The 18,925-nt window shown below is 50.9% G+C and carries 16 protein-coding genes; 2 read left to right on the plus strand and 14 right to left on the minus strand.

Features of this window, described 5'->3' with window-relative positions:
* Positions 1 to 6: 6 nt before the first annotated feature.
* On the minus strand, positions 7 to 609 hold the full coding sequence (locus ACI3EW_RS10795; RefSeq protein ID WP_405580060.1) for a hydrolase: 603 nt from the start codon (positions 607 to 609) through the stop codon (positions 7 to 9).
* Between the two features lie 167 nt (positions 610 to 776).
* Positions 777 to 2,123, minus strand: coding sequence for a D-alanyl-D-alanine carboxypeptidase family protein (locus tag ACI3EW_RS10800; protein ID WP_118532937.1), 1,347 nt, complete (start codon positions 2,121 to 2,123; stop codon positions 777 to 779).
* A 126-nt stretch (positions 2,124 to 2,249) separates the two neighbouring features.
* On the opposite strand from ACI3EW_RS10800, the gene ACI3EW_RS10805 reads away from it, so the two are divergent.
* Complete coding sequence (locus ACI3EW_RS10805) at positions 2,250 to 3,170, plus strand: RluA family pseudouridine synthase (RefSeq protein WP_118532935.1); 921 nt, start codon at positions 2,250 to 2,252, stop codon at positions 3,168 to 3,170.
* Between the two features lie 14 nt (positions 3,171 to 3,184).
* Here ACI3EW_RS10805 and ACI3EW_RS10810 read toward each other — a convergent pair whose 3' ends face one another.
* From ACI3EW_RS10810 to ACI3EW_RS10825, 4 genes are all read right to left on the minus strand, one after another.
* Positions 3,185 to 4,681, minus strand: a complete 1,497-nt coding sequence (locus ACI3EW_RS10810) for an RsmB/NOP family class I SAM-dependent RNA methyltransferase (protein WP_118532933.1) — start codon at positions 4,679 to 4,681, stop codon at positions 3,185 to 3,187.
* A gap of 126 nt (positions 4,682 to 4,807) precedes the next feature.
* Entirely contained in the window at positions 4,808 to 5,209 is a 402-nt protein-coding gene (locus tag ACI3EW_RS10815) for a DUF6465 family protein (RefSeq protein ID WP_118532931.1), read from the minus strand.
* A gap of 214 nt (positions 5,210 to 5,423) precedes the next feature.
* Positions 5,424 to 7,085 carry a DUF5722 domain-containing protein gene (locus tag ACI3EW_RS10820; protein ID WP_118532929.1) on the minus strand — a complete coding sequence of 554 codons (1,662 nt, stop codon included), beginning with the start codon at positions 7,083 to 7,085 and terminating at the stop codon, positions 5,424 to 5,426.
* A gap of 180 nt (positions 7,086 to 7,265) precedes the next feature.
* Positions 7,266 to 7,883, minus strand: coding sequence for a CPBP family intramembrane glutamic endopeptidase (locus ACI3EW_RS10825; RefSeq protein WP_182426848.1), 618 nt, complete (start codon positions 7,881 to 7,883; stop codon positions 7,266 to 7,268).
* Between the two features lie 165 nt (positions 7,884 to 8,048).
* On the opposite strand from ACI3EW_RS10825, the gene ACI3EW_RS10830 reads away from it, so the two are divergent.
* A complete protein-coding gene (locus ACI3EW_RS10830) occupies positions 8,049 to 8,918 on the plus strand; it encodes a polysaccharide deacetylase family protein (protein WP_405580067.1) in 870 nt (289 codons plus the stop codon).
* Positions 8,919 to 9,267: 349 nt separating this feature from the next.
* On the opposite strand, the gene ACI3EW_RS10835 is transcribed toward ACI3EW_RS10830, so the two are convergent.
* The 8 genes from ACI3EW_RS10835 to ACI3EW_RS10870 all read right to left on the minus strand — a co-directional run bounded on the left by ACI3EW_RS10835 (position 9,268) and on the right by ACI3EW_RS10870 (position 18,796).
* Positions 9,268 to 9,975: a response regulator transcription factor gene (locus ACI3EW_RS10835; RefSeq protein WP_015554126.1), complete on the minus strand. Its 708-nt coding sequence runs from the start codon at positions 9,973 to 9,975 to the stop codon at positions 9,268 to 9,270.
* The gene (locus tag ACI3EW_RS10840; RefSeq protein WP_118532925.1) at positions 9,965 to 11,035 is read right to left on the minus strand and encodes a sensor histidine kinase; all 1,071 of its coding nucleotides are present in this window, start codon (positions 11,033 to 11,035) and stop codon (positions 9,965 to 9,967) included. The genes ACI3EW_RS10835 and ACI3EW_RS10840 overlap by 11 nt, the downstream gene beginning before the upstream one ends.
* 207 nt (positions 11,036 to 11,242) lie before the next feature.
* Positions 11,243 to 11,389, minus strand: a complete 147-nt coding sequence (locus ACI3EW_RS10845; RefSeq protein WP_015554124.1) for a hypothetical protein — start codon at positions 11,387 to 11,389, stop codon at positions 11,243 to 11,245.
* A 438-nt stretch (positions 11,390 to 11,827) separates the two neighbouring features.
* The gene (locus tag ACI3EW_RS10850) at positions 11,828 to 13,570 is read right to left on the minus strand and encodes a SulP family inorganic anion transporter (protein ID WP_118532923.1); all 1,743 of its coding nucleotides are present in this window, start codon (positions 13,568 to 13,570) and stop codon (positions 11,828 to 11,830) included.
* A gap of 325 nt (positions 13,571 to 13,895) precedes the next feature.
* A complete protein-coding gene (locus tag ACI3EW_RS10855) occupies positions 13,896 to 15,323 on the minus strand; it encodes a cation:dicarboxylate symporter family transporter (RefSeq protein ID WP_243022357.1) in 1,428 nt (475 codons plus the stop codon).
* Between the two features lie 111 nt (positions 15,324 to 15,434).
* On the minus strand, positions 15,435 to 16,166 hold the full coding sequence (tsaA, locus tag ACI3EW_RS10860) for a tRNA (N6-threonylcarbamoyladenosine(37)-N6)-methyltransferase TrmO (RefSeq protein ID WP_118532921.1): 732 nt from the start codon (positions 16,164 to 16,166) through the stop codon (positions 15,435 to 15,437).
* Positions 16,167 to 16,246: 80 nt separating this feature from the next.
* Entirely contained in the window at positions 16,247 to 17,155 is a 909-nt protein-coding gene (locus ACI3EW_RS10865; protein ID WP_275950599.1) for a patatin-like phospholipase family protein, read from the minus strand.
* Between the two features lie 117 nt (positions 17,156 to 17,272).
* Complete coding sequence (locus ACI3EW_RS10870) at positions 17,273 to 18,796, minus strand: 4Fe-4S dicluster domain-containing protein (protein WP_117485759.1); 1,524 nt, start codon at positions 18,794 to 18,796, stop codon at positions 17,273 to 17,275.
* Positions 18,797 to 18,925: the final 129 nt, after the last annotated feature.

Genomic DNA, 18,925 nt, shown 5'->3' on the forward strand with positions numbered 1-18,925 from the left:
CCGCTTTTATTCCGCCAGTCCCATCTCTTTCATCTCTTCCGCAACAGAGTCCTCGCAGGATCTCATGGCGAGGATCGTCATCTCCATCAGCTTCGGCAGTTCCCAGCCGAGATTTTCCGCCCCTTTTGTGATGACGTCTCTGGAGCATCCGGCCGCAAACTTCTTATCCTTAAATTTTTTCTTTAAGCTGGATACTTCCATATCCTTCGTGCTCTTTGAAGGGCGCATCTTCGCTGCCGCCCAGATCAGACCGGTCAACTCGTCTGCCGCAAAGAGGACTTTCTCCATCTCATGCTCCGGCTTTGCGTTGATCCACTCGTGGATGCCGTATCCGTGGCTGCAGACTGCATGGATCACCTCGTCTTCCGCTCCGCCTTCTTTTAACAGGCGCGGGGCAATCAGACAGTGTTCTTCCGGGTATTCCTCAAAATCAATATCATGAAGGATTCCGCAGATCTCCCAGAATCCGGCTTCATCCCCATATCCAAGCTCATTCGCGTACCATTTTAAAACTCCCCCGACGGTAAGTCCGTGGAGAATGTGGTACGGTTCTTTGTTGTGTTTTCTGAGGAGCTCGATGGCATCCTCTCTTGTAAGTTTTGTCTGCATGCTTTTATGCCTCCGTACTGATAGATTTTCAGTAACTGTCCGGTACCCTTGCAGTTACCAATTTTCTTTTCTATCAGTATAACAGGATTTCCCTATAATTCAAGTATGTATGATAACAGGATTCCCATCACATGTTACTGCCAGAACGTTACTGTTCGCGACCAATGTCAGTAGAGCCAGAACTTCATCATCACGATCCTCTCTGCATATCCAAAATCCCACCGGTCAACCTTCCCGTCTGTCACCACCGGATCACTGTCCAGAATAATCCCATCGATCATATAATCTCTCTGCCCCACCGGCATGCCCTCCTTCACCGGTGCATCCACAGCCTTTGCTATCTTCGTTCTCACCCGGATTTTTTCATCTTTCCCCAGCAGGACACGGAGTGTTTTCTCATCTGCACTCCCATTCTCGATCCGAATCTTCACCTCCGGCATTACACCGTTTTCCACTGAAATCACCGCAGATTTCCCAAGCCCCTGTTTTTCGATCTCCTGATATTCAAAATTTTCCTCCCCATATGTCACAAGCTTCCTCATATCCTGCCACTTGTATGTCTTATGGGGTGGCCATCCGCAGCCTAACAGTGCTGCAATCAATAATTTTTCTCCTTTTTTTACCGCCCCCACATAACAATACCCTGCTTTTCCCGTAAATCCGGTCTTTCCGCAGACCGCACCCGCCATGGATGTCAGAAGAGCATTGTGGTTCATACAGGAAAAGCTTCTATCGCCGGAGAGATCTGAAAACGTATGGGACGGTGCTCTTGTGATGGCAAGAAATTCCTCCTTTGCCGGAGAAAACAGGATCCCGTATCTGAGGATCCGCGCCAGATCTGCCGCCGTTGTGGAATGGATCTTTCCGCTTTTCCTCTCCTTCGCGTCCAGTCCGTTGGGTGTCAGAAAATATGTATCCTCACACCCGAGTTCCGCCGCTTTCCGATTCATCATATCTGCGAAATCTTCCACACTGCCCCCAACGGCCTCAGCGATCGCTGCGGCGGAATCATTGTGGGATTCCAGCATCATGGAATACAGGAGATCTCTCAGGCGGTATCTTTCCCCTTTTCTCACATGCAGCTTTACCTCCGGCATCGATGCTGCGCGGTCTGAGATCAGAACTTCCGTGTCCGGCCCGGCGTTTTCCAGCGCCAGAATACAGGTCATGATCTTCGTGGTACTGGCCATCGGAAGGACTTCCGTCTCGTTTTTTCCGTACAGAACGCGCCCCGTATCGCCGTCCAGCAAAACAGCGGCACGGGAGTTCAGAAGGAGAGGATCTGTCTCCGGCTGCGCTGCCGCCGATTCCAGCGCAGGCTGACCAGCCTGACTCCCGCTGTGTTCCGCATACGGATAATTTCCGGGAACTGCAGCCGAAAAAAACAGGAACGCTCCCAGACAGAGCTGCACAATCAGGGACGCACCGCGCTTTCTCTCCATCTTTTCTGTCGGTCTGGTCCATTTGCCGGCCCACGACCGTGCCTTTTTAGCGATATTTTGATTCTTCCACATGTTTCAGGACTTCCGATGCATATTTATCACAACATATGCGTCTGCTTTCTAAGACTTGCCGCGCAATTTTTCCTGTGGTACAATGAAATCTGCTGACTGCCCGTATTTTATCAAAAAGGATATTTCATGAATGTAATTTTAACCTACAAAATCACCGAATCGGAAAGCGGCCGGTCCATCGCTGCATTTCTTCTGGATTCCGGCTATTCATCCCGCCTTGTGGTCCACCTGCGGAACACCGCGGAAAGTTTCTTCCTAAATGGGAAAACCGTCTTTTCCAACACAGTCCTCCAGCCGGAGGACTGCCTGGACGTCCATGTTACAGAGAAAAAAGCTTCTGAACAGATCGTTCCGGTTCCTGCGGATCTCTCTGTCGTCTATGAAGACGAACATGTCCTCGTGATCGACAAACCTGCCGGAATGCCGGTCCACCCGTCTCAGGGACATTACGAGAACACGCTGGCAAACGCGATCGCCTGGTATTACAGGAATGAGGAGACACCGTTCGTATTCCGCGCCGTGAACCGTCTGGACCGGGATACCTCCGGGCTTATACTTCTGGCAAAAAATCCCTACAGCTCCTGTATTCTATCAGATGCCGTGAAGGATCATGCGATCCACAGGGAATACGCCGCCATCGTTTCCGGAAAGACAGCTGACTCCGGCACCATTGACCTTCCGATCGCCAGAAAAGACGGCTCTACCATTGAGCGCGTCTGCGATCCGGAGCGGGGTGATGCTGCCGTGACCCATTATCAGACTATTGCATACAACAAGGACGCCGACCTCTCGTTCATCCGTCTCCTGCTGGAGACCGGAAGAACGCACCAGATCCGCGTCCATATGAAAGCCATCGGGCACCCGCTGCCGGGGGATTTTCTCTACTGCCCGGACTACCGTCTGATCGACCGCCAGCCGCTTCATTCCACCTATCTGAGCTTTTCCCACCCTGCGACCGGGGAGAAGCTTGAATTCTCTGCTCCGCTGCCGCAGGATATGCAGAACCTGTTTCCGGACATCAAAAATCCGGAAGGGCCTGTCTTTTAACGAAACAGGTTCCGTCAGCCTCCCTGAATCCTCAAGCCCTTCGGATAATGGTTCTTGAGCATTCCTCCGGCTGCTTTCGCAAACCCAAGTGACATGCCGCCGGTCGTCACAAGGACCCAGCCTTTTGCCGGGATTCCCTGATTTTCAAAATCTTCCTCCCGCAGCGTCTCTCCGCGGAGATATTTCAAGGCAAGAGCCCCAAAACCGACCTCCACCGTCTGCTTCACTTCCTCTTTCTTTAAAAACAGGGCCAGAGCATGGGACGGTTCAAGCCTGCCCTTTTTTGCTGTTCCAAGATGTAACCCCGGTCTTAAGACCCTGAGCCCCTTAAGATCCGGCATCATCTCCGGAACGAGGTAGAGATTTTCTCCAAACAGCAGAAATTTCTTTCTGTCTTCCAGCTCCTCTGCATCCGTCAGGTTCTCTTTTTCAAACTCACGGAATGCGGAGACTGCCTCAGAAAGGGCGCCATCATCTTTTCTATTGTCTTTCCTGCTGCCCTTCTTCCGCTTTTCCACGATCTTTGCAGCGTTCTGACTGTCTGCCTCCGTCACAGTGTCCCCGGAACTCTCCCCTTTCACAAGCAGTGCCAGAAAATGACCTTCCCCATCCGCCAGATGCGGCCAGATCCTGACTGTCTTTTTCAGTTCTTCGTTCCCGTCTGCCCACTCCGGATGTCCTGCTGAAAAGTACTTCGCAAGTTCCGGCTTTTCCACAGAAAATTCCGGATGGCGCGAGAGAAATCTCGCTACACTCTGTTCATTCTCCTCTGGTGAAAATGTACAGGTAGAATATGCGATCCGTCCGCCATCTTTTAACATGACTGCCGCGCAGTCCAGAATTCCGTCCTGAAGCCCTGCACACTGTTTGACATGGTCCGGGCTCCACTCATTTCTGGCATTCTCATCCTTTCGGAACATTCCTTCTCCGGAACAGGGCGCGTCCACCACGATCCCATCAAAAAACTCCGGAAACGCCGGTGCAAGCTGAAACGGATCCATGTTCGTCACCACCGCATTTCCGATACCGAGGCGCTCGATATTCTGGGACAGGATCTTTGCCCGGGCCGGATGGATCTCATTGCAGATTAAAAGCCCCTGTCCGCCCATTTTTCCCGCAAGATGGGTGGATTTTCCTCCGGGTGCCGCACAGAGATCCAGAATCCGCTCCCCGGGCTTTGGGGCTAATGCCTCCGCTGTGGACATGGCACTTGGTTCCTGAATATAGTATGCCCCCGCCTCATGGAACGGATGACGTCCCGGGCGCATATCTGCCTCGTAGTAGAATCCTTCCTTCGCCCAGGGAACTTTTGCAAGTCCTCCCAGGTATTCTTCCAGAGGCGTTCCCGCCTCTGCCGTCCAGCCATTTTTCTGTTTTAACGGATTGACCCGCAGACCGAATTTCCGCTCCGCGTCATAACTTTCAAAAAACGGTTCCGCGTCACTGCCAAGAAGCTTCTCCATCTTTTTCACGAATGCTTCCGGAAGCTTAATCTTCTTCTCTTTTTCCATAGTCTCCTGATCTCAAAAGCGCCCGTCGGGAAAATCCCGGCGGACGCTCTTTCTTAGTCTCTGCTCTTTTACAGACCGTAGTCTCTATCTGCAGCAGTCCGTAAATCTGTTTCTTTGAAACTCTGATTACAGTTCGATCTTGTAATCATCCGCGCCGACACCGTTTACTACATAGTAAGCAGCGCTCTCTTCCGGCTTAACATAGATCTCGATGGTCTTGATATCGCCGACTTTATTGCCTTTCTTTGTGTAGGCCTTCTTAACAGCCGCGATGAGATCTTTCTCTGCAACTTCCTTGCCGGCGAACTGTACAACTACGGATGTCTTGATGTCCTTTGCTGCTGTTCTCTTTGCCGGAGCTTTCTTTGCAGTCTCCTTCTTCGGCTCCTCTGCCTTCTTGGTTTCTGCCTTTGGAGCCTCAGCCTTTGCTTCTGCCTTAACTGCTGCCTCTGCTTCTACAGTGTTATTGCTAACCGGTGCTGCAGCCATTTTCTTTGCTGCGGCTGCGATTGGGTTCTTCTTTGCCATAATGATATCCTCCCGAAAAATGTTGACACACCAAACTGTTTCCTGCCATTTCCTGAGTTGTCGTGCTAAGTAATTGTCATAGCGCATTATAAGCCCTCGTCAGGATTTTGTCAATAAAATCCCGTAAAACTGGCATTTGTAAGCGAAAAGATCCGGCAGAACACATATCTGAAAGTGCCCTGCCGGATCAAAATACCAGCTTTATTCTTTTGAATTATTCCTGCAGCTTAAATCCCGGGATCACATCGCTCCACTTGTTGATTCCGATGATCTTCTTCGCGAATTCCGTATACTTCAGAGATTTATTTGTATCAATATATTTAAATACGTTGTAAATATTCTTCGGCATAACGGCGATGACCCTGTTCGGGCTTGACATGTCAACTGTCCAGAGACCAAACGAGCAGGACTGCTCTACCTCGATCACCGCATCGACCTGACGGTTTAAGATAAACGCGTCGATATACGGGTTGTTGTCCACAAGATAGTACGCGTAGGCAAATGCCGCTGCCTGGATATCATAGACGTCTCCACGGGTCGCGCTCTTTGAGGTAAAGCCCTCCTCAGAGAGAATGATATGGCGGACATTTCCGCCTGCATCGCGCATGATGTCCTTCTGGAAGTAATCCGTCAGGACGTTGAGGTTTTTAAAGTTTACCACCGGCGAATCTTCTGTATTGTTGACAGCGCCCGTCTGATCATCATCCCAGAACTCCGGCTCTGTCATCGGATGCGGGTACGGGTGGTAGGCAAGTCCCCACTCGATATTTCCCTCGTCACGGATATCGGCGTTGAAGCGGTCAATAAAATCCTTTGCGCCGTACATCAGGTTGGAGTTTGCGCGCTTCCACTCATAGTCTGTGGAGAAGAAGACCCGCGCGTTCCGGCTCTGGCTCTTGATTGCCGTGTAGGCCACACGGAATACCTTTGAATAGAGCTTTGTATAGGAATCGATATCCATCGGACCGGTGTAGTTCCAGTTTAAGTTGTTGTTGATCTCATTTCCGACGATCCAGTTGCTGACACGGCCGTAGTCATCGTGGGCACCGGAATAGCGCTCTGCCATAAAGGAGAGCAGCGCACGGGTCGTCTCATATCCCTGCTCCGTGGAGACATTAAAACCGTAGTAGAAAGCTTCCTTTCTCTTCGCAAGCCCGGCTTCGTGAAGCTCCGGGTAGCTGTCGTTCCAGCCATTTAAAAGGATCGCCGTCACAACGATTCCTTTTGCAGAGAACGCACTGATCATCTTATCATAATCCTTGATGAGATCACCGTTGAAGTTGTAGGTCTTTCCGTTGTATTTGTACTTTAAATTGCCGCCCACAAGCTGGTGATACGGGATATTGACCGTCGTGTGCTTTACACCCAGGTTCAGCGCGTCGCCGAGCATATCAAGCTGGATCAGAAGTCCTTTTTTGCTCATCGGCTCCGGGTAATCCTCGCGGAACTTTGCAACGTCGCCCGGATTCGTCACATAGATCGCATTGCTGATCGGTGTGTAGGTGCTGCCGGTCTTTAACGCAACCACAAATCTGGAATAGAGCATCGTATCTGTGGAATCACCGCTGTATTTTAAGGTGAATTTTAACTTGTCGGATTTGTTGCTCCATGCGATGTAGTCCGTTCTGGAGCCTATCTCAGACTCATATGGGTGAAGCTCGAACAGATAATAATAGCCATCATCCGGAGTTTCCCCCTCATTTAAAGCGCCGGTCGTAGCTGTTCCTGTGACGGAAATGCTGTTTCCGTTCTCTACTGAACAAGCCTTCAGCCTTGCGCTGTCATAAGCAAAGCTTGTGAAACATCCCACCGCTGCGGTCATCAGAAGTCCCATAAGAAACGCCGCACCACTGCGGAATAATGTTCTTTTTTTCATGTCGTTTTCCCGCCTTTCTTTTTTGCCTAGACTATTTTATCATCTGGGTTTTGGTGATTCAATTACGATTCCCTTACGATTTTACGGCAATCTGCCGCCTTTTTCGTCATCTTTGCGGCATCAGGACCGCCGGAACCGACCGATTTTGATACAAAATATAAGCACACTCTTTCCGTCATGCTAAAAAAACTCCAGAACAAGTGCCGCCAGATTCGCCGCGAAATGGAACACCACCGGTGCCTTCACCGTATTCGTTTTTTCCATAAGATATGCCAGGATCAGCCCCATAAAGAAGCTGTAGATTCCCTGCACAAGGTCCCAGTGGAACACACCGAAAAACGCCGCGGTCATAAATGCTGCCGCCGGGGCGGATACAAGCTCCTTGCATCTTCCATAGAGAACGCCGCGGAAAAAATATTCCTCAAGGATCGGGGATGCCGCCAGAAGCACCACAGCCTCCAGCCACAGATTTCCTGTGAACAGGCTCTCATCTGCCAGGGCCGCGCCAGAGATCTGAAGCGCTCTCACCACAAGGCCGAACGCCAGAGATATTCCCGCGCCACTGAAAAATGCCGCAACCGCGATTTTTCCGTTCCAGTGTTCTTTTCCCCTGAACACCGAATCCTCTCTATAAAGATGTACCAGCATCGGAACCGCGATGACTGAGCGGAACAAGGTATCCCATAAGATCACGTCGTCCCCGAAAATCGTTGTCTGCGCAAGCGGAAGTTCAATGATACATGCTACCGCCAGACAGAACAGTATTGGAAAAAGAATCCTCCGGATCCTAATCTTCAATTTTTTCTCTCCTTTCATACTGCCGAACCGGCAGCTTTACGCGCACCAACACATCTTACCACATTTTGCGATGGAATACAAATATCTGGGGTGGAATATATTATAAAAAGCAGTTCCATGAGACATCTGCACGTCTCTGGAACCACATGAAAAGGATATCATTTCATGAAATTTCCATTTTTCTGTCTTTTAAAAAAATTTCCGCGCGATCATGACCAGATTTTTGCAGGAAGCCGTCCAGCCGCACTTCTCCTGGCTCTCATCCTACTCCCCCTCTCCTATGTCCTCGGCGCTTTTGCCGCCACCGTCATTCCGTCAGTCCCGGCATCTGCGGACGGAAACTGGGGACTCTCATTCCAGCAGGATGGAAAACCGCCTGTCGCTAACGTCACGGCAGATGAATTAAAGCAGTACAACACCTGGTACGCCGATCTTTCCGGCGAGAAAGTCATCTACCTGACCTTCGACGCCGGATATGAGAACGGCAATGCCCCCATGATCCTGGACGCCCTGAAAAAACATCAGGTTCCCGCCGCGTTTTTCGTCGTCGGAAACTACCTGGAGACCAGCCCGGACCTCGTAAAACGCATGGTCTCCGAGGGGCATATTGTCGCAAACCATACATACCACCACCCGGACATGTCGAAGATCAGCGATCCGGAAAGCTTCGCGAAAGAGCTCTCAAGCCTCGAAACAAGCTACACAGAGATCACAGGAGAGACCATGCGGAGATACTACCGGCCGCCCCAGGGAAAATACAGCAAAGCGAATCTTCAGATGGCAAAAGCTCTCGGCTATCAGACCTTCTTCTGGAGTCTCGCCTATGTGGACTGGTATCAGGATCAGCAGCCCACAAAGGAGGAAGCGTTCAAAAAACTTCTCGGCCGCATCCATCCGGGTGCCATCGTGCTTCTGCACAGTACTTCCTCCACAAACGCGGCGATCCTCGATGAGCTGCTGACGAAGTGGGAGGAGATGGGCTACCGGTTCGGGACATTGGATGAACTTGTCCGGAAGGCTGCTGCCACACAATAATTTCAGCAAGTTTAAAATTCCCTGGTCTGCAGTGTTCACCAGCTTCATACAGCGAAAGCTGACATTTTCACGCATACCGGCAGCACCTGTAAACGTAACTTTCATTCGAACATATAATATAAATAAGAATGTGCCTTGGCATATCTCGCGCCTCGCGCGGTCGCTTGCGACAATCTACATCTTCGCGCGAGTGCACATCATTGGCACGTTAGTGCCTTTTGTGTAATAGGGAATTCCTCGGAATTCCCTATTACACAAAAAGCACCTGCTGCCCTCTAAATTTATAGAGGACACAACAGGTGTTTTTACCATAGCTTATTCCCTTTCCGCTGCAACGCGGCATCCTGTCCTAATCCGGCTCCACGATCCGGTATCCGACGCCAACCTCTGTAAAAATATACTGCGGCTCCGCCGGATTCTTCTCGATCTTTCTCCGGATATTCGCCATATTCACGCGAAGGATCCGGTTATCGTTCTTCATATTCGGTCCCCAGATCTCTTTAATAATATAGTCGTAAGTCATGACTTTCCCGGCATACTTTCCAAGAAGACTCACAATTTTATACTCGTTCTGGGTCAGCCCCGCGTCCACACCGTCGATAAACACGCGGTGCTTGTCATAATCGATGGTCAATCCGCCGGATTTAAAAACTCCCGTCTGTCCGCCCGGCTGATTCGGGATCCCAGACCTTGTGTGACGGATCGCGGTGCGGATCCTTGCGAGAAGCTCGGATGTTCCAAAAGGCTTCGTGATGTAATCGTCAGCTCCGAGATCCAGCGCCTCCACCTTATCCCTCTCATGGGTTCTCGCCGACACAACGATCACCGGCATCGCGGACCATTCCCGCACGCCCTGTAAGATCTTCATGCCGTCCATGTCCGGCAGACCGAGGTCTAAAATCACCACGTCCGGACACTGGGAGGTCACCATGCTGTATGCCTCCGCTCCCGTCTGCGCGACGATCACATCGTAATTGTTCGCTTCCAGCACTGTCTTGATGAAATTGCTGATCCTCTTGTCGTCTTCCACGACCAGCACTCTGTCTTTAATCTCCATATTCCGTGTCCACTCCTTTCGGCAGCCAGAACATCACTCTGGCACCGCCTTCTTTTCTGTTTTCTGCTTTCATGATTCCGTCGTGGGCTCTTACGATGGTCATGCAGACCGAAAGTCCGATTCCCATATTTCGCTTGGAATCGCTCTCTTTTCCGTCCTCCGACTGGAAACTTCCGTCGAACATTCTCGGAAGAACGGACTCCTCGATTCCGGCACCGTCATCCTCAACGGAGAATTTCACCTGGTCCCCGTCCTCCGTCACGATCAACCAGATCTTTGTCATACCGTCCGCGTGGAGCACGCAGTTTTCCAGGAGATTTACGATCACCTGCTCGATCAGGATCGCATCCATTGGGACAAGAAGGACATCGTCCGGGATCTTTGAGATCACCTCGATATCCGGGAACCGTTTCCGGAATTTCGTGACAGCACCGCTGATGACTTCCTCCACCAGCTCCTCTTCCTTATGGATCCTTGCGGTTCCATCCCCGATCCTCGTGATCGAGAGCAGATTTTCCACCATGCGGACCAGCCACTGTCCTTCAGACTTCATATCTTCCAGAAGTTCCAGAATATTTTCTTTTGAGAGTGCATCATAGTTGTCGATGATTCCTGATGCGGATCCCACAATGGAAGTCAGCGGAGTGCGGATATCGTGGGACACCGCCCGCAGAAGATTCGCCCGCATCTTCTCCCTCTCGACCTCCAGCCGCATCTGCTCCTGCTTTTTGATCTGGGTCGTCAGGGCGCTGACGCTGCAGGCTACGGCCAACATGGCGACGAAGGTCAGCGGGTATCCCGTGATCGCAAAGTTCAGTTTGAAATATGGGAATGTAAAAACATAGTTCACACCGAAAACAGCGATGATCGATGCGACGATTCCATAAACATATCCATCCGTAAAGCGGGACACAAACAACACCGCCAAAACGAACAACAGCGGGACATGCGTGTCTGATTCTGAGATCCGCTGGACAAGAAAACAAAATGCCGTCGCGATTCCCAGGATCCCGAACGCGATCCCGCTGTTCTTTAACACTGATCTGACTTTTGTGCTCATAGGGGAACCTCCGGTTTTTTTATGATCCATGAAGAACAACTGCTGCCATTCTTATCACTTGTTCTTCTTTTGGATTCATTATAACATAATTTCTGCTAAAATCGTGTTAAGATTGCAGATAATTTTCCGAAAAGTCACCCGTCTTAATGATATTTGTTCAGATTTCACTGCCGGTTTTTCAAACAGCCAGTCAACCATCCCTTTATTTTAACGATATAAAGAATATCCGTACTTCACTTTTCTATAAATCTTCTGAGCGATCATGACCGGAATATAACCCGTGATCACGATGGTCGGAATACCGCCTACAATTGCAACAAGGATGATGAAAAGGATCGAAAATAAATTAGCCATGATATAGACCTCCCAAACTCTTCTTTTATATCCACCCCGCTTTTGTTTCCTGCAAAGAATCTTTGCCAAATTTCTTTTTCGGGATGTTTTAATCTGACAGGATGAAATTTCTCTCCTGTTTTTAAGTCGAACCATATATATCACAGAATTTTTATCCCCGCTACCTTTTTACCTGCTTTTTAGCCGCCGCTTAATCGCTTATTTTTTCTCCTTAACACGAATTTTGCAAATAACATGTACAATATATTTCGTCAGGATTTTTGTAACTTTTGTATGTATTTTTTCACGTTTTGCGTCATCTTAACAGACTTTTTCAAAAATATAATTTAATTTTTGCAGTCTGGGCTTCCCTACATATGCCCAAAAGAGCTGCTGACCCAAATATAGTCACACAGCTCTTTTCAGCTTTGCGCAGAAAAATCTTCCTCCGCGCCTTATTTACTTCTCAAGCATCTTGTCCGCATGGTCAAGGGCTTCCTCAATATTCCTGCAGAAGTTCTCTCTGCCCACCAGATCCACGAATCCGGCTTTCTCCATCGCGCGCATCGGCTGCTCGTTGACATGGGACAGGATCAGAGTCACGCCGTTCTTTTTGCAGCGCTCATAGAGGGCTGTCATGGAGTTCATGGCCGTGCTGTCCGCCGCCGGTACTGCACGCATACGAAGGATCAGGCATCTTGTGCCTTCCCCCACTGTGATCTGATTGATGCGGTCAGCCGCGCCGAAGAATAACGGTCCTGTGAGCTCATAGACTGCAAGCTCCATCGGGATCTGGCGTAAATCTGCCGGGTTGATCTCCTCTGCCGCCGCCTTCAGCTGCGCTTCCTCTACAGAAGGAATCGCATTTGCCTTTTTCGCGCCTTTGGCAGCTTCCTCTTCGTCGCGCTTCTGCTCCTCAAGTTCCTCCACATGGAGCCAGCTTCTGACTCCCATCTCATCGCTCATGCGCTTCATGAACAGCAGGCAGGAAAGGACCATGCCCACCTCGATCGCTACGACAAGGTCAAAGACAACGGTTAAGAAGAAGGTAAGAACAAGAACTGCGATATCGCTCTTCGGAGCCGTCTTTGCGAGTCTTGCGAAGGTTCTCCACTGGCACATGTTGTAGGCTACCATGAACAGGATCGCCGCGATCGTCGGCATCGGGATCCAGCTTGCATACGGCATCAGGATCACGAGAATCAGAAGAAGGACGCCCGCATGGACCATACCTGCCACCGGAGTACGTCCGCCGTTTTTGATGTTTGCTGCTGTACGTGCGATCGCACCGGTTGCCGGGATACCGCCGAACAGGGCGGAAACGATATTACCTGCACCCTGGGCAACAAGCTCTGTGTTGGAGCGGTGCTTTCCGCCGATCATGCCGTCTGCAACGACGCAGGAAAGCAGGGACTCGATGGCTGCCAGGATTGCGATCGTGAATGCGTCGGATAAAGAGCCCTGGATCACGTCATAGCTGAATGCCGGCATATGGAAGGCCGGAAGTGCATTGCTGACACTGTAGAGATCTCCGATCGTGTTGACCTGTAACGGAAGGAATTTTACCATCACGATACCTGCGATGACTGCCACTAAGGATCCCGGGATCTTCTCTGTGATCATCGGCATCACGATGAGGATCGCAAGGCAGACAAGACCAACGATCACCGCATGGATATTCATCGTACCGAAACCGGCTGCAAACGCTTTTAACTTCTGCATCGTCTCGATCGTCTCCATGCCGGCCGGGTAGGTCACTCCAAAGAAATCCTTTAACTGTCCGATCACGATGGTCACCGCGATACCGGAGGTAAATCCGGTCGTGATCGTGAACGGGATAAACTTGATCAGGGAACCAAGCTGGCAGAATCCCATGATAACAAGGATGATACCTGCCAGGATCGTAGCGACTGCCAGACCTTCCACGCCGCTTCTCGCAACGATGCCGGCTACGATCGTCGCGAACGCCGCTGTCGGGCCCGCGATCTGTACCTGGCTGCCGCCTAAGAATGAGATCACAAATCCTGCTGCGATCGCCGTGTAGATACCCTGCTCCGGACCCACGCCGGATGCCAGTGCCAGCGCGATAGATAACGGAAGGGCGATGATGGCTACGATGATACCCGCTACGACGTCAGACATCAGCTGGGCACCGGAATACTTCTTCAATGTTGTGAACAACATTGGACGTATTTTTTCCATACTCAAACTCTCCTTTTTTCTTTTCGTGTTCTAAATATAGTAGGATCTTTTTTGTTTTCTAAAGAATTTACCTGAAATTTCTTTTAAAACAAAAAATAACCGCCAGCCGTAAAAAAACCGACAATTACCTATTATACAGAAAAATAAGGAGCTGTCCAGTTTTTTCGGGATTTTAGCGGAAATAGATATATTTTTAACATGATGCGCAGTATGATGACTGATCTTACGTGATCAGGAACCGGGCAACCGCAGTTTCTTGCAGGTAAATGGAGGCAGAAAAATCCCCGCACATACCTGTCTGCCAGGCACATGCGGGGATCTATGATTACTCTGCGTTTTCTTTTTTAGTTTTAGCATTGATACCGGATTGTTCCGCACTTCGTGCTCCCACAATCCTTTCGCTCATGTCGTTATACGCATCCATATTCAGATTTCCCATCAGCTTATCCACCACAAGGGCATTCGTCAGGGAACCTGTGACGTTGATCATGGTTCTTGCCATATCGATGATCGGGTCGATCGCTAAGATCGGGCTTACCATACCGAACTGGGCGCCCATGCCGACGCCGGAAAGTCCGACGGAAGCTGCCATCGTGGCTGTTCCCGGGATACCGGCGATTCCAAGAGAACCGATCGTAACGACAAAAATCGTCATCACAATCATCGTGATATCGATCGGAGTTCCTGTCACGTTGCAGACATAGATGATCAGGAGTGACGGGAAGATACCCGCGCAGCCCTGCATTCCTGCGGTTGTACCGAATCCGGCTACAAAGCTTGCGGTACCCTGGTCAACACCAAGCTTCTTTGTCAGTGTCTCGATCGTCATCGGAAGACATCCGACGCTGGAGCGGGAGGTGAATGCCATCAGCATGGTCGCAAACGATTTCTTTATGTATACGACCGGATTCAGACCGTTGATCACAAGGAAGAGGATCTGAATGATAAACTGAACGACAGCCGCCACATAAAGCGCGATGATGAATTTTCCGACTTCCAGGATGGAGGAGAGACCTCTCTGCGCGATCGTGTTCGCGAGGAGCGCCATCACAGCCCACGGCATGTAGTCGAGGATCAGGAGCGCCATATTGATCATCGCCTTGTGAGCCGCGTTGATCAGATCGTATAACGGCTTCGCCTCTTCCTTGCTCTCATAGTTGATCCACCAGATCGCAAGACCCAGGAATCCGGAGAAGATAACGAGGCCGATGATGTTGCTGTCGACCATCGCCTGCACGATGTTTCCCGGGATCAGGTTTTTGATGGTCGTAGCGACCGGGGTAATATCCTTAGCAGTCGCGGTTCCATCTTCCACGATCGCTGCGCCTTTTCCGACGCCGAACAGCGTTCCGATCACGATACCGGTCACAGATGCGATCGCAACCATCCCCATCGTGACTAAAAGTGTCTTTTTTACGAGCTTCGCCATGCTGCTGCCCTGCTGCATGTTGATGATCACCTGCATGATGGAGATCATGACGAGCGGGACAACGATCATCTTGATCAGGTTGATGTAGCCGCTTCCGAACATTGCAAACCAGGTTGTCGTCTCTGCGACGAAAGCAACTTCCATCGATTTATCCGGGAATCCGGCCACAAACTGGATCGCCAGGCCGAGGACAAGTCCAAGTCCGGTACCAACCATGACTACGGCAGCAAAATCCATGTGTTTTTTATGGTACAGCACATGGATCAGATAAAACAGAGCCGCGAGAACAGCGAGGAACGCGATCGTCCGAACGTCGCTGATCATCAGAAACTACTTTAAAAATACGTTTTCCATCTTCTTTTAACTCCTGGTGTTTTCTAACTTCCTTGTTTTTGGTTTTTGTCCAACTGCACAAATACGGCAGTCCGGATTTTTTTACTGCGAAGAGTGAATTTTCTCCACCTGCTTCACATAGAGCGTCTCTCCCGAAACCGTGAATTTTACCTCATACCCGGCAAATTCCATCCCGTAGACCCGTGCCGGATCTTCCTGGTAGGACGGACGCGGATCCTGGGAAAGGACGGTGCGGAGCGGGGCGCGTTTCTCCTCCGGAAGGAGTGTTAAGAACTCCTCCGGGATCCGGACATTGAGCCCGTATTCCTTCGTCTGGTCCGTAAACCCGCCCTTCGCCTCCGGATGGCTGTCCGCGAAGGGAATATACGGCTTGATATCAAAGACCGGCGTCCCATCCATCATATCCGCCCCTGTCACCACAAGGACCGGCATTCCGTTCTCCCCGGTTTCCACCGCCTTTAAGCGGACCACGGAGAGCCCCAGGGAATTCGGGCGAAACGAAGATCTCGTCGCAAACACGCCGACTCTCGTGTTTCCGCCGAGCCGCGGCGGGCGGACGGTCGGAGACCACTTCTTCGGATCCCTCACATTTTCGGAGAACTCCCAGATCAGCCAGAGATGGGAGAATTCTTCGATCCCGCGGACCGCGTCCGGATTGGAAAACTCCGGTTCAAATACGATCCGGGACTCCAGATCTCCTGTGAGGCCGCTCTGCCTGGGAATCCCGAACTTTGTCGGAAAATCCGTGTGGATTCTGGCAACCGGGCGGATCCTGTGATCCGTATTTCCCGATCCCGATTCTTTCACTGACATAGGCGCTCTCCTTCCTTCTTTTCACTGACTGTTTCCTGTTCCCGGTCTTGTTTTTCACCGGTCACACTCTGAGGTCATTCTTATCCGCGAATATCGAGCCATTCTTTCAACGCAGCCATCTGTTTCTTTGCGTCGAGAACTCCGACCTGATACGTCTTTTCGATCTCCTCTGCACTTCTCGAAGTCCTGCTGATCGTGAGCGGTACACTCGGCCGGATCACAAAGATCTTTCCTTCTTTTTCCAGCTTCTCGATCCTGCGGATGCTGCGGTTGTACTCCACCGAGCGGTTCTTTAACACCTCGGCAAATTTCGGGTACTTCCGGTACACAAGATCTGCCATCCAGGCATTCTCCGGCTTTTTCCGGTACTCCAGATCACGGGTCAGAACGACAACATCCTTTGTAAAACCGAGTTTCATGAATGCCTCGACCGGAACGCTGTCGGTACAGCCGCCGTCGAGAAGCTTTCTGCCGCCCAGCTCCACAAACTTTGAGACATACGGGAGCGACGCTGACGCGCGGATATAATCGATATCCTTCTTCATGTCATGAAGCTTCGCGTAGACAGGTGTTCCCTTCTCCACATCGCTGCAGACCACATAGAAATCCGTTTTCTCCTTATTGCGGTCGAACGCCTCATAATCATAAGGATCCAGGACCTCCGGAAGTTCATGGTAACAGAAATCCGTGTCCACAAAGTTTCCGGTCCGTATCATGTTCTCAGCGCTCATAAAGCGTTTGTCCGCACAGTATTTTTTATAATACCGGATACTTCTCCCCCGCTGCCCGGACAGGAAACTGCATCCATGGACTGCGCCTGCCGAGACACCGATCACGCCGTCAAATTCAAGCCCCTCATCCAGAAAGACATCGAGCACACCCGCGGTATAGATCCCGCGCATGCCGCCGCCTTCGAGAACAAGACCTGTCTTATTCTTTGCTCTATCTTCACTTTCATTGTTCAAAAGCTCTTTTCTCTCCTGCTCCAATGTTTTTTCCTCCTTCCTATCATAAAAGGGCATCGGATTCCTATTTTACAACGAATGCGGCTCCCCGTCAAGGAAGCCGCATTCTGCAAGTCCATATAAGTTTTATCATCGTTACTTTTAATCGACCAGTTTATCCAGTTCGCTCACATACTCGGTCTTGTCGCTCGTCACATGTCCGGCTTTTCCCGCATAGAGGTTTACCGCAACCTGAGATTTTTTGACCGGCTGCATCGTTCCGGCACCTGCAACGCAGCCGCCCGGGCATGCCATTCCTTCCAGAAGATAGCCATTGTACTTTCCGGCTTTGGCGAGCTGAAGAAGTTTCTTGCACTCCTTTAAGCCTTCCGCGTTCGCAACCTTGATCTCCTTCTCCGGATACATCTGTGCGATCACATCCACCACGGATTTCGCGACACCGCCGGCAACCGCAAAGTTTCGTCCATCCTTCGATGCAGCATTGACTCCGCCTTCATCCTCCTCGATATTTTCGATGTCGACATGGCGCGCATCAAAGATTCCCGCCATCTCCTCGAAGGTCAGGACAAAATCCACATCGCTGCGCACGGAAGTCCGCATCGCCTCCAGCTTTTTCGCCGCGCACGGTCCGATAAAGACAACTTTCCCTTTCTCATGTTTCTTCTTAATGAGTCGCGCTGTCAGCGTCATCGGTGTCAATGCCATCGAGATGCAGTTCGAGTAGTCCGGGAACAGCTTTTTCGCCATCACCGACCATGCAGGACAGCAGGAGGTCGCCATAAACGGAAGCTGTTCCGGAACTTCTTTCACGAAGTCCTCCGCCTCCTGGACTGCACATAAATCCGCGCCGATGGCAACCTCAAAGACATCCGCAAATCCGAGCGCTTTCATAGCCGCACGGAGTTTTCCGGGTGTGACCTTCTGTCCGAACTGACCGACAAACGCCGGTGCCACAGCCGCATAAACGCGCTCGCCCGTCTGGATTGCGCGGATGACCTGGAAGATCTGGGATTTGTCTGCGATCGCACCGAACGGGCAGTTCACAAGGCACTGTCCGCAGGACACGCACTTATTATAGTCGATATCTGCCTTTCCGTTCATGTCGGAGTGGATCGCATCCATCCCGCACGCCGCCGCACACGGACGTTCCTGGATGATGATCGCATGGTACGCACAGACATTGGCACACTGTCCGCACCGGATACACTTATCCGGGTCGATCTTCGATCTTCCGTTCGTCCGGTCAAGCGTCACGGCATCCTTCGGGCAGACCTCCACGCACGGATGTGCCAGGCAGCCCTGACAGCCGTCTGTCACGTAAACACGCTTTTCCGGACATGCATTGCACGCAAATTTGATCACGTTGATGAGCGGCGGCGTGTAGTAAGTCTCCGGTTTGTCCGCCTCCTCGATCCCTGTTGAGACAGGCGCCGGATCCGCTGCCCCGCGGTACGGAAGTCCCATCGCAAGCCGCAGTCTCTCGCTCACGATCGCCCGCTCAAGAAACACATCATTTCTGAAATTTCCAACTTCTCCCGGAATGATCTTATAAGGAAGTTCCTCGATTCGTTTGTCCACCGGCCATTCCGTATGGTACGCCATTCTTGCTACTTCCCGGAAGATCCGGTGACGGATCTCCTGGATCCTTGTCTCTACACCTCTCATAAATGTTTCCTCCAAACATTTTCGTTGATACGTCCTTCCATCTCCTGTCTCCCACATTCGCAGGATCAGCGAGCCGGACAGATCTTTCTTGTCAAAAATATAACACCGGCATTCTTTTTCTTCAAGACC

Origin of the sequence: Pilosibacter rotomagensis (assembly GCF_045062245.2) — a bacterium.
In the GTDB taxonomy this organism is placed as follows: Bacteria; Bacillota; Clostridia; order Lachnospirales; family Lachnospiraceae; genus Pilosibacter.